The 23,383-nt window shown below is 50.9% G+C and carries 20 protein-coding genes; 12 read left to right on the top strand and 8 right to left on the bottom strand.

From position 1 onward, the window contains the following. Nucleotides 1–18: 18 nt before the first annotated feature. On the bottom strand, nt 19–1,446 hold the full coding sequence (locus RRV97_RS11335) for an MFS transporter (RefSeq protein ID WP_315611569.1): 1,428 nt from the start codon (nt 1,444–1,446) through the stop codon (nt 19–21). Between the two features lie 136 nt (nt 1,447–1,582). Between RRV97_RS11335 and RRV97_RS11330 the strand changes: the two genes are divergently transcribed. The 3 genes from RRV97_RS11330 to RRV97_RS11320 all read left to right on the top strand — a co-directional run bounded on the left by RRV97_RS11330 (nt 1,583) and on the right by RRV97_RS11320 (nt 4,314). Beyond that, nucleotides 1,583–2,149 carry an NADPH-dependent FMN reductase gene (locus tag RRV97_RS11330; RefSeq protein ID WP_049333517.1) on the top strand — a complete coding sequence of 189 codons (567 nt, stop codon included), beginning with the start codon at nt 1,583–1,585 and terminating at the stop codon, nt 2,147–2,149. A gap of 144 nt (nt 2,150–2,293) precedes the next feature. After that, a complete protein-coding gene (locus RRV97_RS11325; RefSeq protein WP_315611568.1) occupies nt 2,294–2,971 on the top strand; it encodes a response regulator in 678 nt (225 codons plus the stop codon). Between the two features lie 29 nt (nt 2,972–3,000). Continuing rightward, nucleotides 3,001–4,314: a sensor histidine kinase gene (locus tag RRV97_RS11320; protein ID WP_315611567.1), complete on the top strand. Its 1,314-nt coding sequence runs from the start codon at nt 3,001–3,003 to the stop codon at nt 4,312–4,314. A 129-nt stretch (nt 4,315–4,443) separates the two neighbouring features. On the opposite strand, the gene aroB is transcribed toward RRV97_RS11320, so the two are convergent. The 7 genes from aroB to pilM form a co-directional block, all read right to left on the bottom strand. Further along, nucleotides 4,444–5,523, bottom strand: coding sequence for a 3-dehydroquinate synthase (gene aroB, locus RRV97_RS11315; protein WP_315611566.1), 1,080 nt, complete (start codon nt 5,521–5,523; stop codon nt 4,444–4,446). A gap of 21 nt (nt 5,524–5,544) precedes the next feature. Continuing rightward, nucleotides 5,545–6,057 carry a shikimate kinase gene (locus RRV97_RS11310; RefSeq protein WP_283254529.1) on the bottom strand — a complete coding sequence of 171 codons (513 nt, stop codon included), beginning with the start codon at nt 6,055–6,057 and terminating at the stop codon, nt 5,545–5,547. A gap of 130 nt (nt 6,058–6,187) precedes the next feature. After that, nucleotides 6,188–8,320: a type IV pilus secretin PilQ gene (pilQ, locus tag RRV97_RS11305; RefSeq protein WP_315611565.1), complete on the bottom strand. Its 2,133-nt coding sequence runs from the start codon at nt 8,318–8,320 to the stop codon at nt 6,188–6,190. A gap of 20 nt (nt 8,321–8,340) precedes the next feature. After that, nucleotides 8,341–8,883: a pilus assembly protein PilP gene (locus RRV97_RS11300; protein ID WP_049347906.1), complete on the bottom strand. Its 543-nt coding sequence runs from the start codon at nt 8,881–8,883 to the stop codon at nt 8,341–8,343. A 15-nt stretch (nt 8,884–8,898) separates the two neighbouring features. Then, nucleotides 8,899–9,570, bottom strand: a complete 672-nt coding sequence (locus tag RRV97_RS11295) for a type 4a pilus biogenesis protein PilO (protein WP_315611564.1) — start codon at nt 9,568–9,570, stop codon at nt 8,899–8,901. Further along, complete coding sequence (locus RRV97_RS11290; protein ID WP_315611563.1) at nt 9,570–10,193, bottom strand: PilN domain-containing protein; 624 nt, start codon at nt 10,191–10,193, stop codon at nt 9,570–9,572. The genes RRV97_RS11295 and RRV97_RS11290 overlap by 1 nt, the downstream gene beginning before the upstream one ends. Nucleotides 10,194–10,197: 4 nt before the next feature. Beyond that, nucleotides 10,198–11,289, bottom strand: coding sequence for a type IV pilus assembly protein PilM (gene pilM / locus RRV97_RS11285; RefSeq protein ID WP_315611562.1), 1,092 nt, complete (start codon nt 11,287–11,289; stop codon nt 10,198–10,200). 152 nt (nt 11,290–11,441) lie between these two features. Between pilM and RRV97_RS11280 the strand changes: the two genes are divergently transcribed. From RRV97_RS11280 to RRV97_RS11240, 9 genes are all read left to right on the top strand, one after another. Then, nucleotides 11,442–13,838 (top strand): penicillin-binding protein 1A, encoded by a 2,397-nt coding sequence (locus RRV97_RS11280; protein WP_315611561.1) that lies wholly within the window; start codon nt 11,442–11,444, stop codon nt 13,836–13,838. Between the two features lie 60 nt (nt 13,839–13,898). After that, on the top strand, nt 13,899–14,735 hold the full coding sequence (locus tag RRV97_RS11275; RefSeq protein WP_315611560.1) for a PHP domain-containing protein: 837 nt from the start codon (nt 13,899–13,901) through the stop codon (nt 14,733–14,735). A gap of 135 nt (nt 14,736–14,870) precedes the next feature. Continuing rightward, nucleotides 14,871–15,713, top strand: coding sequence for a class II glutamine amidotransferase (locus tag RRV97_RS11270; RefSeq protein ID WP_315611559.1), 843 nt, complete (start codon nt 14,871–14,873; stop codon nt 15,711–15,713). A gap of 200 nt (nt 15,714–15,913) precedes the next feature. Further along, a complete protein-coding gene (gene nrdR, locus RRV97_RS11265; RefSeq protein WP_003748978.1) occupies nt 15,914–16,366 on the top strand; it encodes a transcriptional regulator NrdR in 453 nt (150 codons plus the stop codon). A gap of 14 nt (nt 16,367–16,380) precedes the next feature. Beyond that, a complete protein-coding gene (gene ribD / locus RRV97_RS11260) occupies nt 16,381–17,484 on the top strand; it encodes a bifunctional diaminohydroxyphosphoribosylaminopyrimidine deaminase/5-amino-6-(5-phosphoribosylamino)uracil reductase RibD (RefSeq protein ID WP_315612265.1) in 1,104 nt (367 codons plus the stop codon). A gap of 568 nt (nt 17,485–18,052) precedes the next feature. Next, nucleotides 18,053–19,360, top strand: coding sequence for a nucleotide sugar dehydrogenase (locus tag RRV97_RS11255; protein WP_036492804.1), 1,308 nt, complete (start codon nt 18,053–18,055; stop codon nt 19,358–19,360). Between the two features lie 168 nt (nt 19,361–19,528). Next, complete coding sequence (locus RRV97_RS11250; RefSeq protein WP_315611558.1) at nt 19,529–20,956, top strand: oligosaccharide flippase family protein; 1,428 nt, start codon at nt 19,529–19,531, stop codon at nt 20,954–20,956. 42 nt (nt 20,957–20,998) lie between these two features. Beyond that, complete coding sequence (locus RRV97_RS11245; RefSeq protein ID WP_049322610.1) at nt 20,999–22,309, top strand: O-antigen ligase family protein; 1,311 nt, start codon at nt 20,999–21,001, stop codon at nt 22,307–22,309. Further along, nucleotides 22,306–23,376 (top strand): glycosyltransferase family 4 protein, encoded by a 1,071-nt coding sequence (locus RRV97_RS11240; RefSeq protein WP_315611557.1) that lies wholly within the window; start codon nt 22,306–22,308, stop codon nt 23,374–23,376. Before RRV97_RS11245 ends, RRV97_RS11240 begins: the two co-directional genes overlap by 4 nt. The last annotated feature ends 7 nt before the right edge of the window (nt 23,377–23,383 follow it).

Genomic DNA, 23,383 nt, shown 5'->3' with positions numbered 1-23,383 from the left:
TTTCAGACGGCCTGTTATTTATTTCTGATGCGCTTTCAAACGCAAAGCAAACATGACGACAACGACACCGACAACCAAAGCGCAACCCATCGCCAAATGGATACCGTCCAGCATTGCCTGTTGCGGCATATTTGCACCGGAGAGCTTCTCGCCGATATTGGTTGCACCGACGAAAAACGCCGCGCCGATGGCACCGGCAATCGGATTGATGGTGGTCAGAATCGCCGCGCCGTGCGGATTGAGCGTTTTCGGCAATGAATTCAGACCATGGGTTTCACCGGTTACGCAGGCAGACACGGACACCGCCAACAACGTAAACATTGCCGTCAGCATCATCACTTGCGTGTCAATCCGTAAAAACAGCCACAATACCGCCAACGACACCACCAGCATCACGGTTGCCGGCAAGACGACAAAGCGTCCGCCCTTTTTGTCCAACAATTTGCCGAACAAAGGCGCGGCAACCGCTTGGGCAATACTGGCGGGCATCAGGATCAGGCCGGTTGCCGTACCGGTCAGCATCAGCACCTGCTGCGTGTACATCGGCACCATCAGTTCCAATCCCAAAAACAGGAATACCGCGCCGGCCAAAATCACAACGCAATATCTGAACTGCTTGTATTCAAACGCACGAAGGTTCAACAACGGCGTTGCCAAACGGAACTGACGGTGCGCAAACCAACCCACCAGTACAATGGAAGCGGCAAAGAGCAGGATGAATTCCACCAGCGGCAAATGGGCGAAATTACTGCTCGCATACACCAGCCCGCCGAAACCGGCGACCGACAAAACGGCCGACAACACATCAATCTTCGGACGGCTGATGTTGCTCAAATTGACCGTCAAATATTTGCCCACCAATACCATCGCCGCCAGCATAAACGGCGCGGTAAAGCCGAACAGCACGCGCCAATGCGTGTGGTCGATGATGATGCCCGACAGCGTCGGCCCCATTGCAGGCGCGGCGGTAAACATCATGGTAATCACGCCCATCGCTGTTCCGCGCTTGTTGGGCGGGAAAATCGACAACACGCCGTTAAACAGGAGCGGAACGAAAAACGCGGCAGACACTGCCTGCACCATCCGCCCCACAACCAGAATTCCGAAAGTCGGCGCAAACGCGCAAATCAGCGACCCTGCCAAAAACGTTGCCTGCGTAAACAGCACCATTTTGCGCGTTTCAAACCATTGAATCACGCCTGCCGTAATCGGCGTAAACGCGCCCATAACCAGCAAAAAGCCCGTCGTCAGCCATTGAACCGTGGTCTTATCGACACCGAAATCCTTCATAATCGGCGTGAGCGCGACATTCAGCAGGGTATCGTTGAGATAGCCGAAAAATGCGCCGATAAACAGCGTCGCCACAATGGTTTTAGCAGGAAAATCAGGATTGTCGGCGTGGTATTCGTGCGCCGTATCATTCTCTTGAAAATCAGAAGCGTGCATAATAATTTGAAATATCAGCGAAACTGTTATTTTAGCATAAACTGTTTTGACAGGCCGTCTGAAACCTTGACCGCATCCATAGACAACACTAAAATCTAGAATAGTTTTCATTTTTATTATCAAACAGGAGAAAAACATGTCAAAAAAAGTCAGCATCTTGGTCGGCAGCCTGCGTAAAGGTTCGTTCGCACGAAAAATCGCACAAAACGTCATTTCCATGTTCCCCGAAGGCTACGAAGCGCAAATCGTCGAAATCGGCCATTTGCCTTTGTATAACTTCGACTACGACGATCCTGCCGTTACCGACTTCCCCACTCCGCCCAGCTATACCGAGTTCCGCGAAACCATCAAAGCCTCTGCCGGTGTATTGTTCGTGACTTCAGAAAACAACCGTACCGTCCCGGCCTGCCTGAAAAACGCCATCGACATCGGCTCCAAACCAAATGCCGATGTTGCCTGGAAAAAAACACCGGCCGGCATCATCAGCCATTCCGTCGGCAAAATGGGTGGTTATAGCGCGCAAAAAAATCTGCGCCTTGCCCTTTCGTATTTCGATATGCCGCTGACCGGCCAGCCGGAAGTATTCCTCGGCAACTCGCCCACCCTGTTTGACGACAACGGCCGACTCATCGAATCCGCGCGTGAATTTGTCCAAGGCTATATCGACCAACTGGTTGCCTTGATTGAGAAAAACCCCAAATAATCGGGATTGAAGCATACAGGCCGTCTGAAAACCGAATTTCAGACGGCCTCATCGTTTGCAAAAATCAGTTTTTCAACCCTTCCTAAATTTTTACTAATTGAGTGCGGTTATAATCACTGTCCACCCATCCTTTGGAGAACTTCCATGCGCGTATTATTGGTTGAAGACGATGCCATGATTGCCCAAGCCGTCAGCGCCAATCTGAAAGACGCCGGCTACGCCGTCGATTGGGTCAGCCGCGGTTTGGAAGTGGCCGCGGCAGTGGCGGCGCAGGCATACGATTTGCTGCTCTTGGATTTGGGTTTGCCCGGCAAAGACGGTTTGGACGTATTGGCGCAAATCCGCAACAGCGGCTGTACCGTTCCCGTCTTAATCGTAACCGCGCGCGACGATTTGCACAGCCGGCTCAACGGCCTGGACGGCGGTGCAGACGACTACATCGTCAAACCCTTCGACATGGCGGAACTGCAAGCCCGTATGCGCGCCGTATTACGCCGACACGGCGGACAAGCGCAAACGCTGCTGACCAACGGCATCATCACGCTCAACCCTTCCACCCATCAGGCGGAAGTAGTCGGGCAGGAACAAGCCGTCATGCTCAGCAACAAAGAATTTGCCGTCCTCCAAGCCCTGCTGTTGCGTCCGGGCATGATTCTGTCGCGCAGCGATTTGGAAGACAAAATTTACGGCTGGGGTGAAGAAGTCGAAAGTAACGCCGTTGACTTCCTGATTCACGCCTTACGCAAAAAACTCGGCAAAGAAGCGATTCAAAACGTCCGCGGGGTCGGCTGGCTGGTTGCACAAAACAACCAGGCCGTCTGAAAAATCACAACAATATCAACACACAAATCATGCAACGCCTTATCCACACCATCAAACAATCCCTGCAAGTCCGAATCAGCCTCGCCCTGATCTGCATGCTCCTGCCCCTCTCCATTCTTGCAGGCATATTTTCTTATTACGATACTTATCACGAGACCCAAGAGGTTCAAGACGACCTGTTGCGCCAAGTCGCGAACTATCTCGACCCGAGCGATGCCGATGACGAGAAACACTCGCTCGACAACGACAACAAGATTTCCGTTCAATTTCCCAATACGCCCAACCCCATTGTCAGCCTGCCTGAGCAGATTTCAGACGGCCTGCACACCATTCAGGCCGATGACGACGACGATTACTACCGCGTTTACACCCGCACCACCAAACAAGGCCGCATTGCCGTCATGCAGGAAAGCGACTACCGCGAAGAGCTGGCCGAAATGGCTGCCGTGCAGAGCATCCTCCCCATGCTCCTCGCCCTGCCCCTGATTATCCTGCTCACCGTCTGGATTACCCACCGCACCATGCGTTCCGTCAAAACCCTGTCCAACGATTTGGAACAGCGCAAAATCAACGACCTCTCACCGATGGACACGCAAAACATTCCCAGCGAAATCCAAGGCTTTGTCGTCGCCATTAACAACCTGTTGCAACGTACCGATGAAAACGTCCGCCAACAGCAACGCTTTATCGCCGATGCCGCACACGAATTGCGCAGCCCCATGACCGCCCTTTCCCTTCAGGCAGAGCGGCTCAACAATATGCAGCTGTCCGCCGAAGCGCGCGAGCAGTCCGCCCTGTTGCAACAAAGCATACAGCGCAACCGCCACCTGCTCGAGCAACTCCTCTCCCTCGCACGCGCCCAAGCGCCCGAAACTCAACGCCCCAAAACCTTGATCAGCCTGCAAAACCAGTTCCGCCGCGTCTTGCAGGAACTCATGCCGCTGGCGCTGGCCAAAGGTCAAGACATCGGCGTTGCCGTTGAAAACGACTGCCAAATCCACGCCGATGACACCGAAATCTACACCCTTATCAAAACCTTGACCGACAACGCCATCCGCTATACTCCCAAAGGCGGCCGTATCGATTTGGGCTTTGACGAAACTGCCGAATACCTCAACATCTGGGTGGAAGACAACGGCCCCGGCATTCCCCCCGGTGAACGCCAACGCGTTATCGACCCTTTCTACCGTATTCTCGGCACCGAACAACAGGGCACCGGACTTGGCCTGTCCATCGCAGACACCATTGTCAAACGCCATCAAGGCCGTCTGAAACTGGCCGACAGCCGACGCTTTGACAGCGGCTTGCTGATTATTGCCGAGTTGGATAAAAAGACGCTTTAAATAATTGGCCCGCCCAAATTGGTTTATCTAGCTTTAAGCCGATAAATCAAAACGCTTTAAAACCAAAGGCCGTCTGAAAATACCTTTCAGACGGCCTTTTTATATTTTGAAGCAAACCTACTTCATTCCTCACAAATACGGTTGCAAGGTTTGGCGGAGGATTTCCATATCGGTAATTTCGGTGATATTGGCTTTGCCCAAGTATTCCAACCCGACAAAACGCATGATGCCGCTGCTGACTTTTTTATCGTGGCTCATGTGTTCAATCCATTTTTCAAAGGAGAAAACGGGCGGCGCAGACGGGAGGGAAGCGGCTTCCATTAAAGCGGAAATGCGGTCGGTATCGGCCTGTCGGGTTTTGCCCAAGATTTGCGACAAACGGGAAGCAAGGACGCAACCGGCGGCAACGGCTTCGCCATGCAGCCATACGCCGTAGCCCATTTCGGCTTCGATGGCATGGCCGAAAGTGTGGCCGAGATTAAGCCATGCGCGGATGCCCTGCTCGGTTTCGTCTTGGGCAACAATATTGGCCTTCATTTTGCAGCAATGGTAAACGGCTTCCGCCATTTTTTCTTGATGTTGCGCCATCAGGTCGACCATGTTTTCTTCCAACCAGGCAAAAAATTCGGCATCGCCCAATGCGCCGTATTTGATGACTTCGGCCATGCCTGCGGAAAGTTCGCGTTGCGGCAGCGTTTGCAAGGCGGTCAAATCGGCCAAAACGGCTTGCGGCTGGTAAAACGCGCCAATCATGTTTTTACCGAGCGGATGGTTGATGGCGGTTTTACCGCCGACCGAGGAATCGACCTGGCTGAGCAAGGTGGTCGGTACTTGAATAAAAGGTGCGCCACGCTGATAAGTCGCTGCGGCAAAACCGACCATGTCGCCTATCACGCCGCCGCCCAAAGCGATTAAAGTGGTTTTGCGTTCGGCACGGTTTTGCATCAGGCCATCGTAAATCAGGTTGAGCGTCTGCCAGTTTTTATATTCTTCGCCGTCGGGAAGGATGATGCTGAAATGCGGCACGCCCAGTCTGTCTAAGGCCGTCTGAAGTTGCTTGAGATAAAGCGGCGCAACGGTTTCGTTGGTAATGATGGCCGCTTTTTTGCCTAAATAGGGCTGAAGCAGCGTATCGGCCTGCTCGATCAGTTTATGCCCGATAAAGATGGGGTATTGATGGGACGGGGTTTGGACAGTCAGGGTGCGCATGGTGTTCCTTTGTAAAGCGTGTTATTCGCTCAATATTTCAATCAGCCGTTTGAGCGTTTTGTGGCAGCTGTCGGATTCGATGACGAGATGGGCGGTTTGACGGTACAACGTATCGCGTTGGTCATACAGCTCTTGCAGTTTGGCCAAAGGGTCGGCAACTTGCAACAGCGGCCGGTTGCTGTCGTAACGGGTACGCTCCAGCAAGGTTTCAGGGCTGGCATGCAGATAAACAACCGTACCGTTTTGACGCAGAATCTGTCTGTTTTCACTGCGCAACACGGCGCCGCCACCGGTCGATAAAACGATGTTGCGCCGGGAAGCGAGCTTCTTCAGCATATTGGTTTCGCGGTTGCGGAAGCCTTCTTCCCCTTCCATCTCAAAAATGGTCGGAATGGATACGCCCGATGAAGTGCAGATTTCGTAGTCGCTGTCGTAAAACGGGCATTCAAACATTTGGGCAAGCTGCTTGCCCAAAGTGGTTTTGCCCGCGCCCATCAGCCCGATTAAAATTAAATTGCCGTTGATTTTTTCCATGAGGGTCATTTTATACGATATGGCGGTTTCGTGGAAAAGTTCGTGGTTTTTCAGACGGCCTGAAACGAAAGGCCGTCTGAAAACGAAAACAGGCATACCTTTGCAGATATGCCTGTTTGTCATTCTAAAATCAATAACGTAGATTGTTACCCACATTGTCCATAATGCGCGGCGTGATAAAAATCAACAGCTCACGGCGGTTTTCACGTTTGCCGCGTGATTTGAACAGATTGCCGACAACAGGAATATCGCCCAAAATAGGTACTTTGTTCACCGCATTGGTGCTTTCTTCCTCGTAAATACCGCCGACGATCAGCGTACCGCCATCTTCAACCATGGCTTGGGTATTCAAGTGTTTGGTGTTGATACACTTGGTTGTCAGAGAATCCACGGTACAGTCGATCGGGGTATCGCGATTAATCTTCACCGTCATGATGATTTGACCGTCAGGCGTAATGTTCGGCGTTACGGTCAAACCCAAAACGGCTTTCTTGAAGGTAATCGAAGTCGCACCGCTGGAAGAAGCTTCTTGGTAAGGGATTTCCGTACCGGATTCAATTTTGGCTTCTTTACGGTCTTGTGTCAGCACGCGCGGATTGGAAATGGTTTTGCTCTTACCTTGCTCTTCAGACGCGCTGATTTCCAAACCCAATGCGCCGGACGAGAACGCTCGCACCAGCGCAATGCTGTTGACTGCGGCTGCGGTCGGCAGACTGACGTTCGGATCCAAAGTCCATGTGCGGTAGCCTACGTCACCACGGTTAAACGAGGCATTGGTATTGTAGTTGGTTTGCGCATTGCTCCAGTTGCTACCCCATGCCGTACGGCCGCTCGCACCACCGGAACCGAATTTAACGCCCAAGTTGCGGAAGAAGGTATCTTCTGCTTCGACAATGCGCGCTTCAACCATCACTTGACGGGTCGGAACGTCCAATTCATCAATCAGTTTACGGAATTTCTCAATCACGCCGCGGTTGTCGGTTACGATCAGCGTATTGGTGGCCGGATCGATTAAGGCGCTGCCTCGGTTGCTCAACAGAGTGTTGCGGGTATTGGAATTATTGCTGTCGTATTCTTCCAAACGCAAAATTTTCCGGAATTCTTCCACGTTTTTGTATTTCAACTGGAAGGTTTGAGAATACAGCGGACCCAATTCGGCAATCTCTTTTTCCGCCTGCAAGAAAGCTTTGTCTTTTGCCAACAATTCATCGCGGGGGGCGATATTAATGATATTGCCTTGACGGCGCATATCCAAATTGCGCGCCTGCATGACCAAATCCAATGCCTGATCCCAAGGTACATCTTTCAAGGACAGGGTCATGGTACCTTTGACGGTATCGCTGGCAACAATATTCACGCCGGACTCTTTCGCCAAAATCTGCAAAATGGTACGGACTTCTACATCTTGGAAGTCCAAGGAAATTTTACGGCCTTTAAACGATTTATTCGCATTTTGGTTCAAGCCGCCGGATTCGGTATTGGCGGCTTTAGGCGATATTTCAAATACAAAACGGCCGGAAGAGGCTTTGGTATTGATGTCCCAATTCGCATTATTGTTGCGGATAATGAGCTGGGTAGAATTGCCGATACGTTTGAGCGTAACGTTTTGTACAGGCGTATTGAAGTCAGCCACATCCAAACTGCGTTGCGCTTGTGTCGGCAGCGTATGGTTTTTCAAGGTTACAACGACGCGGTCGCGTTGCTGTTTGATGTCCGGCTGTCCGCTGAAACCCGGAGCGGACAATTCAATAATGCCGGAATTGCGTGCGCCTTTGCGGAAATCGATATTGGCAGCCGAAACGGCTTGATAAGCCTGAGTAGCGCGCGCGGTAGACGGTGTAGCCGCACGTTCATTTGCAACGGCCGCATTGGTTTGGTCAGTAGATTCGTTTACGAATACCCAAACTTCGTTGCCGCGAATTTCAGTATTGTATTGGCTGATTTTGTTCAAACCCAAAACCACGCGTGCGCGGTCGTTGTTTTGTGCCGCAGTAATTTGATTCAGCAAGGGGTCGGCATATTCCAAAACAGGCTGGGGCAAACGGATATTGGTGTTGGCAAAATCCAATGCAATACGCGCCGGAGTAGATGTTACAAAACCATGAGGTGTGGTGACGTCTTTGTCGAAACGGATTTTGATAATTTTTTGGTTGTCAGGCAAAGTGGAAACGTTGATATCGGTAATATTGCCTGCAAAGGCCGTCTGAACAGCGAGGGCAACGCTGAAGCCGGCAAATAATTTTGTCATGTGCTTGGTTTTCATAATCGAGTGAGACCCCTAAATTAATTTGAATTCGAACTATCTGAGCTATCGGAAGAATCTGCCTCTTTGCTGCTCAACGGCAATTCTGCCTTCCGGTACACCCAGTTGCCGTAGCTGTCTTCAACTTGCTCGGTCAGGATAATTTTATCTTCAGTAATACTTTGGATTCTGCCGTAATTCTGACCGATGTAGTTTCCGGGATAAACGGTATAAACATGGTCGTTGACTTTGATAAATCCGGAAACTTTGCCGCCGCTTTGCAGCGTTCCGACAAAAGCCATGTTTTCCAGACTGAAGGCTTCCAAGGTTTCTTTCGGACGGTTTACATCCGGCGCATTACCGCCTTTGGGGGCGGTATCCAAACGGCGTGAATCAAACGCATTCAAGCCCTTAAAATTTGGAGGGTTATACGGCTTGGGCAATGTAACCGTCGGCTCTTCAAACGGAATAATCTTGGATTTTGCTTCCTGACGGGTTTGCGTCATCCATTGAGTCAAATCTTCATAGCTTTGCGTGCAGGCTGCCAAGGGAAGAAGACTTAAGAGTAAGATGATTTTTTTCATGATTTCCCTATTCTTTTATTTTTGCTCATTCTCGGCAGGTTTGCCTTCTTCCTGCGCCTGTTGCGCAGCCAATTCAGCGGCAATCTCTTCGGCCGGACGGGCTTTGTAAGTCGTCGCAATCGCGCTCAGTGTCAACTCGCCTTTATTGCCTTTGCCTTCTTTATCCTCGCCTGCGGTTACGAGCTTCAAAGAATCCAACGTAATAATGCGCGATAAATCGCCTACGTCACGGGTAAATTGGCTGATCTGAGCGTATTTGCCTGTGATGGAAATCTGATACGGCAGTTTTTGAATCGGGCCATCATTTTCAGGTTGGAGCGGTGCAACGCTGTCCAAACGCAAGCCGTTGGTCGAACCCGCCTGATGCAATTCTTGAATCAGGTTCGGAATTTCCGCGTCAGTCGGCAATTGTTTCAACAAAACGTCGAATGCAGAACGAATCGAAGCCAATTCTGCTTTCAGATTATTCAAACTTGCCGCCTGAATGCTTTTACGCGTAAAGGTTTCCTTCAGCTCATCTTCTTTGGCTTCCTGCGTATTCAAGGTTTCAATCTGATCTTTAAAGACGCCGACATAGCCCAAAGCCAACATGCCGACAATCAATAAACCTGCCAGCAAAAGTTTTGAAGGCATATTGAGCAGGTACAGGTTTTGTACGTCCAATTGTTTTAGGTTTTTAGATGCCATTATTGAGCCTCCGGAGCAGGTTCGGCCACAGGTTCGGCCATTTCACCGCTGCTTTGGGCAGTCGGTGCGGGAGCCGGCGTATTCACCTGGTTGATTGAAGATTTCAAAGTAAATTCTTGGTAGTTATCTACTTTTTTAATGCTCAACAATTCAGGCTGCAAAAAAATACCTGTACTCGGCAGGGAGCGCATCATAACGGCGATTTTATTGTCGCTGATGGCATGGCCGCTGATTTTATAGCTGGTCGGGCTTTCGGCTTCCAACGCGGTCAAATAAGTATTATCGGGCGTAAGCGTATTCAAAGAATCAAGGATATAGGCCGCTTGATAGCGTTTTTCCTGCAATTCTTCCACTTTCAGCTTTTTAGCCAAGAAGGCTTCTTTTTCTTGCTGAAGTTTATCGATTTCGCCCAATTCTCTATCAAGTCTGTCAATTTCGGTTTGCAGGAAGTTGTTGCGCCCTTCTTGATTGCTGATGGCGCTGTCAATACTGAGATAGGTAGCGGCCGCCAAGCCCAAACCCACTGCAAAAGCACCAAGCATCAATATTTTGAATTGCTGCTGCTTGCGCTGTTTAATCTCTTCCCGATATGGGAGAAGGTTGATTCTGGTTAATTCGATCATGTTCTCAAAGTCCCCTTAATGCCAATCCGAACGCCAAAGTCAGTGACGGCGCATCAATTTGAAACTGCGGCAATTCTACTTTTGCACTGCGCTCCACATATGAAATCGGATGCAGGTATTCTGTTGCCGTATTGGTTTGCGAGAAAATGCTTTCTGCCAAACCTGCCTGCTGCGCGGTAAAGCCGGTCAGCAGGATGTGTTTGATATTGTGAAAAGAATCAGTAACCTGCGTGGTATAGTAAAATTGCAGAACACGCTGAACTTCTTGTGCAACCTGTACGTTAAAACGGTCGGCAATCTGAGATTGGTAGTCGGAAGGCTTGTTTTGAGAAGCCATCATTTGCGCGGCTTTTTCTTCCGTTACCTGATAAGTACGCTGAATCAGCTGATTGAGTTGCTCTGTACTGACCGGCGTTTCTTGTTTGTAGAGGATGCGGCCGTTTTGCAGGATCAGGGCATACATTTGCGTCGCATGAATGCCGAACACGGCAACCTTTTCCTCTGCCATCTCGGGGGCATGCGTATTCATCCAATAGACGAAGGCATTGCGTTGCGCCAGCAAGTCCAAATCCAAAGCCGACAAAGGCAGGCCCGCATTCTCAAACATTTCAATACGCGGCTCGACATCGTCTTTTTTGGCGGCAACCGCTAAAATATGCTGGACAGAACCGACTTCTTCAGCTTGAAAGTCGTAGTTCATCTCTTCAATCGGCGCAAATTGGCCGACTTCCGCTTCGACAAACTCTTCCAAATCCAAATCGGTATCACGCGGGTTGTAAATAATTTGCTCGACTGTCGCCAAGTTTTGTGGCACGGCCGCAACAATATTTTTGCAAGAACTGCGTAATTGTGCGTAAGTATGCTGGATGTAGGTAGCAAGCTGATCGTAGTCTTGAATTTTGTTGCCTTTGACAATATTTTTAGGCAATTTGGTAATAACGTATTTTTCCAGCTGAATTTGGTTTAAACTACGGCCTGTCAGTTGTACCATCTTAATGGCATGTTGACTGATGTCGACGCCGATGGCAGAGCGGTTGTTCAATCCGCTAGAAGCCTTGCCTGTTTTGGTATCTTTCGTGCTTTTAAATAAGCGCATGATTTGACTTCCCTGTATCATTTAGGAGTGAGTAACTGTTTCGTTATCCGTAAAGGACTTCTTATTCTTTGCACAGTATTGACTGTGGCTGATAGAAATCGTTTCCCATTTTACTTTATTTATCGCCATTAATGGCAAATTATTACTTAGTCATGATTAAAAAGATTATAACGACCTGCCTGGGTCTCTTATTGGGACTGGCTCTTTTCGGTGTGGGGCTGCTTGCAATTGCAATTTTGGTCACCTATCCGAAGCTGCCGTCTTTGGACACTTTACAACACTACAAACCCAAAATGCCGCTGACGATTTATTCTTCAGACGGCCAAGTGATTGGCGTTTACGGCGAGCAACGGCGTGAATTCACCAAAATCGGTGACTTTCCCAAAGTTTTGAAAAATGCCGTGATTGCCGCCGAAGACAAACGCTTCTACGACCACTGGGGCGTGGACGTTTGGGGTGTGGCGCGCGCCGCGATCGGCAACGTCATGGCCGGCGGCGTTCAATCCGGTGCCAGTACGATTACGCAACAGGTTGCTAAAAACTTCTACCTGAGCAGCGAGCGTTCGTTTACCCGTAAGTTCAACGAAGCCCTGTTGGCCTATAAAATCGAGCAGTCTTTGAGCAAAGATAAGATTTTGGAGCTGTACTTCAACCAAATCTATTTAGGTCAACGCGCTTATGGTTTCGCATCTGCCGCCCAAATTTATTTCAACAAAAATGTTAACGAGTTAACATTGGCCGAAGCCGCCATGTTGGCCGGCTTGCCCAAAGCCCCTTCCGCCTACAATCCGATTGTAAACCCTGAACGCGCCAAACTGCGTCAGGCTTATATTCTGAACAATATGCTGGAAGAAGGCATGATTACCCTGCAGCAACGCGATCAGGCTTTGAAAGAAGAGTTGCATTACGAGCGTTTCGTACAAAACATCGATCAAAGTGCCCTGTATGTTGCCGAGATGGTGCGTCAAGAGCTGTTTGAAAAATACGGCGAAGATGCCTACACACAAGGCTTCAAGGTATATACCACCGTCGATACCGCACACCAGCGCGTAGCCACAGAAGCCCTGCGTAAAGTTCTACGCAACTTCGACCGCGGCAGCAGCTACCGCGGCGCAGAAAACTACATCGACCTGAGCAAAAGCGACAACGTAGAAGAAACCGTCAGCCAATATCTTTCTACGCTTTACACCGTCGATAAAATGATTCCGGCGGTTGTATTGGAAGCCTCCCGCAAAGGTGTACAGATTCAGTTGCCGAGCGGCCGTAAAGTGACGCTGAACAGCCACGCTTTAGGCTTTGCCGCCCGCGCCGTCAACAACGAAAAAATGGGTGATGACCGCATCCGTCGCGGCTCCGTCATTCGCGTTAAAGGCAGCGGCGATACCTTTACCGTCGTTCAAGAGCCTTTGTTACAAGGCGCATTGGTGTCTTTAGACGCGAAAACCGGTGCAGTCCGTGCATTGGTCGGTGGCTACGACTACCACAGCAAAACCTTCAACCGCGCAACTCAAGCCATGCGCCAACCCGGCTCGACGTTCAAACCGTTCGTTTATTCCGCTGCTTTGGCAAAAGGCATGACTGCCTCCACCATGATTAACGATGCGCCGATTTCCCTGCCGGGCAAAGGTGCAAACGGCAAAGCGTGGAACCCGAAAAATGCAGACGGCCGCTATTCCGGTTACATCACGCTGCGCCAGGCTTTAACCGCTTCGAAAAACATGGTGTCCATCCGCATCCTGATGTCTATCGGTATCGGTTACGCGCAACAATACATCCAACGCTTCGGCTTCAAGCCGTCTGAAATCCCTGCCAGCCTGTCTATGGCTTTGGGTACAGGCGAAACCACGCCGTTGCGTATTGCAGAAGGTTACAGCGTCTTTGCCAACGGCGGTTACAAAGTGTCCGCACACGTCATCGACAAAATCTACGACAGCCAAGGCCGTCTGAGAGCGCAAATGCAGCCTTTGGTAGCCGGTGAAAACGCGCCTCAGGCCATTGACCCGCGCAACGCCTACATCATGTACAAAATCATGCAAGACGTTGTCCGTGTCGGTACCGCACGCGGTGCAGCCGCACTCGGCCGCGCCGACATCGCCGGTAAAACCGGTACCACCAACGACAACAAAGACGCATGGTTTGTCGGCTTCAACCCTAGCATTGTGACTGCCGTCTATATCGGCTTTGACAAACCGCGCAGCATGGGCCGTGCAGGCTACGGCGGTACAATCGCCGTACCGGTTTGGCTGGAATACATGCGCTTCGCCCTGAAAGGCACCAGCGTCAAACCGATGAAAGCCCCTGAGGGCGTGGTTTCGAACGGCGGCGAAGTGTACATGCGCGAACGCATGACCACCAGCTCCGATCTGGCCTTGGACAACAGCGGCGTTGCACCGCGCCCCGCTCAACCTGCCCGTCGCGCGGTTCCGAATGAAAACCGCCGCCGCACCGAGAGCGGCAATGCGCCAGCCCGTGAAGAATTAGACGAAACCCCAGTTCTGCCAAGCAATACCGGCAACAATAACAAACAACAACTGGACTCTCTGTTCTAACAAATCAAGGCCGTCTGAAACGTTCAGACGGCCTTTTTTGAGAAAATTCAAAGCAAAACCATGATTGATTTACACTGCCATTCGACCGTTTCAGACGGCATGCTCTCCCCAACCGAAGTCGTCCGACTCGCCCGTCAAAACGGTTGCACCCTGCTCGCCCTGACCGACCACGACCACACCGGCGGACTGGCCGAAGCTCGTGCCGAAGCCGATACCCTCGGCCTCCCCTTCGTCAACGGCGTAGAAATATCCGTCACTTGGCGCGGCCGTACCATCCACGTTGTAGGCTTGGACTTTGACGAACACAACGAAACCCTGCAAAACCTGCTTGCCGAAGTCCGCAAAGGCCGTCTGAAACGATTGGAAGCCATCGCGGCCAAACTGGAAAAAAAAAGCATCACAGGCGCGTATGAAGGCGCACTGGCATTGGCCGCCAACAAAGAAATGGCCAGCCGCACCCACATTGCCGAATTCCTCATCCGCGCAGGCCATGTCAAAAACAAACAGCAGGCGTTTACCAAATACCTGGGAGACGGCAAATCCTGTTCCGTCAGACATGAATGGGCCACACTGGAAGACTGCGTAGCCGCGATTACAGGCGCAGGCGGCATGGCCATTATCGCCCACCCGATGCGCTATGAATTATCCGCCACCGCCAAACGAAACCTGTTTCAAGAATTCAAAAATCTCGGCGGTGCGGGGATTGAAGTACACAGCGGCAACTGCTGCAAAAACGACCGCCTCAACTATGCCCTGCTTGCCGACCGCTTCGACTTTCTTGCCAGCGCAGGCAGCGACTTCCACCGCCCCAACGACTTCAGCGGCGGCATACTCGGCGCCTGTCCCGACCTACCCGAACAATGCCGTCCGGTCTGGGAACACTTTAAGGCCGTCTGAATTTTTGACAGCAATTTTTCAGACGGCCCGCCAAGTATGAGACAGTTATAAACATATCACACTCTACATATTGAAACTGCCTGCCCGATACACCATAATAACCCTATAAATACCCCAAAAATAAAGGTTAACACCATGTGCCAACTGCTCGGCATGAATTGCAACACTCCCACAGACATCATGTTTTCTTTTGAAGGCTTCCGCCGTCGCGGCGGCATTACCGACCACCACGCCGACGGCTTCGGTATCGGCTTTTTCGAAGGCAAAGGCGTGCGCTTGTTTCACGACGACAAACCCAGCGCCAACTCGCCCGTTGCCGACTTGGTACGTGCCTACCAAATCAAATCTGAAAACGTTATCGCCCATATCCGCAAGGCCTCACAAGGCCAGACCTCATTGGCGAACACTCATCCCTTCATGCGCGAGATGTGGGGAGAATATTGGCTGTTTGCCCACAACGGCCATTTGATTGATTTTTTCCCCGAGCAGGGTGAGTACTACCATGCCGTCGGCTCAACCGATTCCGAACGCGCGTTCTGCTTTATTCTCAACCGCCTGCGCAGCTGCTTTGCCACCAAGCCCGAACCTGAAGTTTTGTTTGATGCCATTGCCGGCCTGACCCATGAAATCCGCCGCTACGGCTTGTTTAATTTCGTGATGTCCAACGGCGACTGCCTGTTTGCCCACGCCAGTACCTTGCTGCACTACATCGTGCGCAAAGCCCCGTTTGGCAAAGCGCGTTTGCTGGACGATGATGTCATGGTCGATTTTTCAGAAGTAACCACCCCGAACGATAAAGTCTCCGTCATCGCCACCCTGCCCCTGACACGGGATGAAACCTGGTCGCAATTGGCAGTCAATGAATTGGTGATGTTTCAAGACGGCGACATTGTCCTCAGCGACCGCCCCGACAATCCAGTTTACATGAGCGCGGAAGAAGGTTTGGAAATCGCCCGTACCGTCGGCGTATCGGTTTGACGTTTGATTGACTGAAAAACACAAGGCCGTCTGAAAAGCCCGACTTCGCCAAAGTTGCCCTTTCAGACGGCCTTTTTATACCTAAATTCTACGCAAAAGCCTTTACTATACGAAAATAACGCAATCCGCTACAATAATAGTTCACAAACAATAAATTCAATTGCTTAGCGACCTTGCCGAGCGTATGACAAGGAAACCCGATGAAGTGCCCGTTTTGCCAACACCCCAACACTCAAGTAACCGACTCGCGATGGCTGGAAGACACCAACAGCATCCGTCGCCGCCGCAAATGCTTGGAATGCGGACAACGCTTCAGCACTTTTGAAACCGTTGAAATGCGGATGCCGCAAGTCATCAAATCCAACGGCACACGGGTTCCCTTCAATCCGCACAAACTGCAGACCAGCCTTGAGCGCGCGCTGCACAAACGCCCTGTCACGCAAGAACAAATCGATGAAACCGTTGCCCTGATCGAGCAGCGCCTCTACCGTTTGGGCAAAAAAGAAGTCGCTTCGCGCATCGTCGGCGAAATGGCGATGGAAGAGCTGGCCAAAATCGACCAAGTTGCCTATGTCCGCTTCGCGTCCGTCTATAAAAGCTTTAAAGACGTTTCCGAATTCACCCAAGTCATCGCCGAATGCAAAGCCAAATAAGGCCGTCTGAAACCATGTTTTCCGCACTTGATACCCAAATGATGCAAACCGCCCTCGAGCTGGCCAAGCTTGGGCGGTTTTCTACTTCCCCCAATCCCCGCGTCGGTTGCGTGATTGCACACGGCACCCAAATCGTCGGACAAGGTTTCCACGTCAAAGCAGGCGAGCCGCACGCCGAAGTTCACGCCTTGAGGCAGGCCCAAGCGGCGGTAAAAGGCGCAACAGCCTATGTCACGCTGGAACCTTGCAGCCATTACGGCCGCACGCCGCCATGTGCCGAAGCGCTGATTCATTCCGGCGTAGCACGCGTGGTCGCCGCCATGACCGACCCTAACCCGTTGGTCGCAGGCAAAGGTTTGTCCATGCTGGAAGTCGCCGGAATCCGTACCGAAAGCGGTTTGCTGGAAGCGCAGGCGCGCGAGCTCAACCGTGGCTTTCTGTCGCGTATCGAACGCGGCAGACCGTTTATCCGCCTCAAATGCGCCGCCAGTTTGGACGGTAAAACCGCTCTTTCAGACGGCCGCAGCTTTTGGATTACCGGCGAAGCGGCGCGCGAAGATGTACAAACTCTCCGCGCCGAAAGTTGCGCCGTTTTGACCGGTATCGGTACCGTACTTGCCGACAACCCGAAACTCAACGTCCGCAGCTTCCCCACCCTGCGCCAGCCTGCGCGCATCATCTTGGACAGCCGGCTGCAAATCCCTTTGGACTGCCACCTCGTGACCGATACCGACAGCCCGACCGTTATCGTTACCCTTTCCTCAGACGAACAGCGTTTGCAGGCGCTGGGTAAGTTTGAACATATCCGCATCATCAGGCCGTCTGAACACATCAACGGCCGCATCAATCTTCCTTCCCTCATGCCGCAACTGGCAGAGCTTGGCTTTGGCGAAGTTCTGGTAGAAGCCGGCTCAACACTTGCTTCAGCCTTCCTGAAGGATGACTTGGTGGATGAAATCGTCCTCTACCAAGCACCAAAACTGTTAGGCGCAGGCAAACCTCTTTTCTCCCTTCCTGAAAATACGGCCGCCCTACTTTCAGACGGCCCTTGGAACAGTCAATCGGTAGAAATCATCGGGCAGGACATTAAATGGGTTCTCCGAAAAAAATCCGTCTAATTGCCTCAACTTAATAATTAAGCCATTGCAAATAGAATATATCTATCATTTATATAGCAATAAATGTAATTTTTTCGTCAATATATTATAATGACTTTAGCGTATTCCAATTTAAAACTTTGACTTAAGTTAACTATCCTCAAGCGGATTGTCGACAAATTTTCTTTTTTTTCATCACGAAATAATGGATTATTAAGATAAGTTAAGCCACGAAAATTTATTAAAAGTTTTTATTCTAGAAGGGTTTTAAACGGCATAAACGGTAGTTCCATTTCATGAACCATACATTTGACAAAATAATATCTAAAATCAAAACATGTAGTTAAACGTAACTTCTGAAAATTAAATATTCAAAAATACCGTTTTCATACCTTATAGGCAGCCTGAACGACCGTTAAACTTTTTTGATTGAGACGAATCTGATAAATGCTTATGATTTCGCCCGCTGAAATTATAAGTACGGTTTTGAGGCTTCACACGATACGGCAGCCGGTTATGCGGTTGCAGCAAACAACTCAGGCATCGGGCAAACACTCCCGATTTACTCATTCATTACACGAAAGACATCATGAAAAACATTACGATACAAAAATTTGCCGATAAGACCGCAAAAATCGGCATCGTCGGCTTAGGCTACGTCGGTTTACCACTGATGCTGCGCTATGTGGACATCGGTTACCAAGTTTTGGGTTTCGACATCGATAAAACCAAAGTCGACAAGCTCAACAAAGGCGAAAGCTACATCGAGCATATCCCTTCCGACAAAATTGCCGCTGCTTCCAACAGCCTGTTTGAAGCAACGACCGACTTCTCCCGCATCGGCGAAGTAGAAGCCGTGATTTTGTGCGTACCGACTCCGCTCAACAAATACCGCGAACCGGACATGAGTTTCGTTATCGACACTACCGACGCAGTCAAACCTTACTTGCGCGCCGGTCAAGTACTGTCTTTGGAATCCACCACCTACCCCGGTACTACCGAAGAAGAATTGCTGCCGCGCATGGAAGAAGGCGGCTTGAAAGTCGGTCAAGACGTGTTCTTGGTTTACTCTCCTGAGCGTGAAGACCCGGGTAACCCTAACTTTGAAACCCGTACCATTCCAAAAGTCATCGGCGGCCATACCCCTGCTTGTTTGGAAGTCGGCCTTGCGCTGTACCAACCTGCCATCGATAAAGTTGTTCCAGTAAGCTCCACCAAAGCTGCCGAACTGACCAAACTTCTGGAAAACATCCACCGCGCCGTAAACATCGGTTTGGTGAATGAGATGAAAATCGTTGCCGACAAAATGGGCATCGACATTCACGAAGTCATCAATGCCGCTGCAACCAAACCGTTCGGCTTCGTTGCTTATTACCCAGGCCCTGGCTTGGGCGGCCACTGTATCCCTATCGACCCGTTCTACCTGACTTGGAAAGCACGCGAATACGGTGTAAACACACGTTTCATCGAGCTGGCCGGCGAAGTGAACTCCCACATGCCCGACTACGTTATCGAAAAAGTCGGCCTGGCTTTGAACGACCACAACCGTTCCATCAAAGACAGCAAAATCTTGGTATTGGGTATCGCCTATAAGAAAAACGTGGACGATATGCGTGAGAGCCCGTCTGTGGAAGTAATGGACCGCCTGCACAAACTGGGCGCAGTGGTTTCCTACTCCGACCCGCACGTTCCAGAGTTCCCACACATCCCCGGCCACCACTACTTCGACTTGAAGAGTGAAGCGCTGACCCCTGAAACTGTCGCCCAATACGACTGCGTGGTTCTGACCACCGATCACGACAAATTCGACTATGACATGATTACCGAACATGCCAAACTGATTGTCGATACGCGCGGCAAATTCCCAGTGAAAAATCCTAAAGTCATCAAAGCATAATCTTGCTTCAGACGCATCCGGCTGCCTCCGGTTTCCCCGACCGGGATGGCGGCCGGTTTCCCAAGGCCATTTGTTTTTCAGACGGCCTTGGGAAACCGGCAACGGTAACAACGCATCTCTTACGAAAAACGCTCAGCTCGAACTTCCGGCCGTCTGAAAACAAATAATATGAACGCGAAAAAAATCCTCGGCTACGCATTGGGCCCGATAGGAAGCGCCGCTTTCGGCCTGCTTTCCCTGCCGCTCATCTCATGGTACTTCCCTGCGGAAGACATCGGCCGTATCGTACTCTTGCAGACCATTGCCGGACTGAGCATCCTGTTGCTGGGCCTGGGGCTGGACCAATCCTATATTCGCGACTATTACGCTGTTAAAGACAAGGCCGCGCTGTTCAAATCCGTTTTTTTATCGCCATTGATTCTGACGGTGGCGGTTGTGGTTTTAGTGTTGCTGATAAACGCATCATGGCCGTCTGAAATCATTTTCGACATCCCCAGTGCGAATTTGGGGATTCTCTTCCTGATTTTCTTGGCCACCACACTGATTATCCGTTTTTTAGCCTTGATTTTGCGGATGAAAGAGCAGGCACTGGCTTTTTCACTCAGCCAGCTTGCACCGAAATTTTTGATTTTGGTGTTGGTTTTTGCCGTGATTGCTTCCGGCCTGCCCGCCAATACCACTTCGCTGGTTTTTGCCTACACCGCCGCCCAAGTGCTGACCGTTGCGCTGTTGATCTATCAACTGCGCCGAGACCTGCAAGCTGTTTCCCATGCGAAATGGTCGCCCGAGCTGCATCGGGATGGCCTGCGCTACGGCCTGCCGCTGGCATTCGGCAACTTGGCCTATTGGGGTTTGACTTCGATTGACCGTTTTGTCCTCAAAAATATCTCGGGCTTGGACGAGTTGGGTATTTATTCGATGGCGGTCAGCTTTGGCGCCGTCGCCTTGATTTTCCAAAGCGTGTTTTCCACCATTTGGGCGCCTTTGGTGTTCAAATGGGTAGAAGAAAAAACCAATCTGGACAAAATCGGCGACATCACGCTTTCCATGACCGTCCTCATCAGCGCAATGATTTGCCTCATCGGGATTTTCTCGCCGATGGCGACTTGGATACTGCCGGAAAAATACACGCAGGTTCAATTTATCCTGCTCTCGTGTATGCTCTTTCCCCTGTTTTACACGCTGACCGAAGTCAGCGGCATCGGTTTGAACGTCGTCCGCTCGACTTGGCTGATTACCGTCATCAACATCGTTGCCTTTATCGCCAATACCGCCCTGCTCTATCTGCTGGTGCCGAAATTCGGTGCAAAAGGTGCGGCTATGGCCAGCGCAACGGCTTTTTGGCTGTTTTTTATCTTGAAAACCGAATTCTCTTCACGCCTGTGGCAACCTTTGCCGCGCCTGAAGATTTATACCAACTCAACGCTCTGCCTGATAATCTGCCTTGCCTACACTTGGCTGGGTACGCGAGACAACTATATTTGGTTTGCGCTGGCATGGGCAGTCGGACTGGGTTTCCTGTTCCTAAAATACAAACACGCATTATTTGCCGCGACCGAAAAAATCAAAGCCAAATTAAACCGTTCGGCAAAATAGCCAACCTGAGATTCACGTCTCTACGATAACAACAGCACGACTATGAAAATAAAACGTCTGAACTTATACACTTACATCCTCTACATCATGCTCGCAGCCTATATGCTGGGGCCCGCGCTGTCCTTTAAGGTCGGCGTGCCGCGTATCGACAACCCCTTGACCCTGATATTTGTACTGCTTGGTTTTGTCGTATTTTTTCTGGAAAGCAAGCATATTCCGCGCAAGATTTTTGCCATGCTCTGCGCCCTGACCGCCATGTGTATCTGGCCTGCCATCCACATGGGCATTACGTCGCTGACGCCGACGCAGTACATGGATATTTTGTTTTTTATGGCGGTTCCGGCTTTCTTCTACTTGTTTTACCAAGTATTGAAGCGCGCCGACGACCCTCTGAGGACAATTCAGAAGTTCCTCGTCGTATTTACGCTGTTTATCGCCGTGCCGCCGTTTGCAGAGCTGGCCACCGGTATTCAGTTTGTGAGTGCCAGCGATGAGTTGGCTATTGATGAAGGCTCGCTCAAAGGCTTGTTCTTTAACCCGAACAACCTTGCCGCCACCGCAGTCTGCCTTGCGCCTGCCATTTTGTTTTTCTTCCAACTCCAAGGACGGAAACACAAAGAAAAACTGCTGGGCTGGGGCTTGTTCCTGCTGTTGGGTATGGCCATTTTCGCCAGCGTATCGCGTACCGCCATCGGCTGTTACCTGTTGATTTTGCTGGTTTATACGGCCTATCGCAAAAACGGTTTTATTACGGTCGGCGTCGCAGGTTTGCTGGCGTTGGTGTTGTCGATGATTCCGTCACGCGCGATTGCGGAATTTTTGCTGTCGCTCAACGGCAACCAGTTTTTGGAACGCTTTTCCAGCCGCGTGTACCTCTTCCTGTACGACTTGGGCAGCGACAACTCCGTGTCCTACCGTCAGGAGATTTACAACTACTTTTGGAACAACCCGCCCCTGCTGCTGACCGGCTACGGCCCTAAAAACTTCCGCGAATATTTCGGCGGCCATTTGAGCGGCAGCTTGGGCTTTGAAAACCCGCACAGCTTCATCATCGAGCTGTATTTGGGTTTCGGCATGATTTCCTTACTCGGCTTTATTGCCTTTGTGGCGTGTTATTTCCTCTACACCGCCTCAAACCGCGCAGTAACCGGCAAATCACGCGTTTTGGCCTGGGTTGCCTTGGGCATTTTCCTTCTGGCCGGTTTTATTCCGTCCACCATTTTGCGTATGCCGTTTATCTGGCTGCCCTGCCTGCTGATTTTTATTTACAGCGTATTTGTCGCGCCCAAGCTGAAAGATATGGCTGCTTACGCATACAACGAAACACTATACGATACGAAGAAACCATCATGAAAATCATCCTGACTACCTCCATGTCCGGCCTCGGTGGCACTGAAAACGCCACTTTCCGCCTCGGCCGCCTGCTCAAACAACGCGGACACGATATCGTATTGGCCTCTTCAGACGGCCCTTTGATTCAGGAAGCGCAAGCATTGGGCATCCGTTGGCAGCCGATTGATTTTTACCAAGGCGGGCTTTTGGGTTACATCAAAGGCATGTTTGCCTACATGAAACTGCTGAAAAAAGAGAAACCCGATGTGATTCACTGCCAAATGGCGCGTATCGTTCCGGCCTGCGCCATTGCTGCCAAGTTCGCTTCGCCGAAAACCAAAGTGTTCTACCACGCGCGCGGCCTTGATCCGGAAACTTATCCGAAAATTGCCAAGCTTTTCGACAAGCTGGGCGTGTACATCATCGGCAACTGCAAACACGAACGCGAAAAACTCATCCGTTACGGTTTCCCTGCCAACCGCATCACCTACACTTACAACGCCCTGCACAAAGCGGATTACGTTCCCGAAAAAACAGTCAAAGACTATGTCCAACTGGGCACGCTTTCCCGTTTGGACACCGTCCGTGCTGTGCATCTGATGTTGGACATTCTCAAGAAAATGGTTGACCGCGGTATGCCTGTACGCCTCAACGTTGCAGGCATCGGCGAAGAAATGGACAACCTCAAAGCCCAAGCCAAACGTTTGGGCATCGAAGACAAAGTTACCTTCCTCGGCGGCGTCCGCGACTTGACCGGCTACTTCAAAGAAGTTGATATTTTGGTAAACACGCCGCATTGCGTGGGCGACCACGGTGCAGGCGTCGGCAACAATATTTTGGAAGCCGGCCTCTACGACACACCTGTCGTGACCTACAACATGGCGGGCATTTCCGAAATGGTCATCACCGGCCAAACCGGCTACTGCATTCCTTTCGGCGATGAAGAAGCGTTTATCGAAGCCGTCGATACACTCATCAAGCATCCAGAGCTGCGCAGTCAAATGGGCAAAGCCCTGCACAAACACGTCGAAACTTTATGCTCCGACGACGAAATCTACCGCACCACCATGGCTGCGTACGAAATGTAAGGCCGTC

The sequence above is a fragment of the Neisseria sp. DTU_2021_1001991_1_SI_NGA_ILE_055 genome, assembly GCF_032342915.1.
In the GTDB taxonomy this organism is placed as follows: Bacteria; Pseudomonadota; Gammaproteobacteria; order Burkholderiales; family Neisseriaceae; genus Neisseria.
Note: the sequence above shows the minus strand (reverse complement) of the source record. Positions and strands in the feature narration are given on the sequence as shown.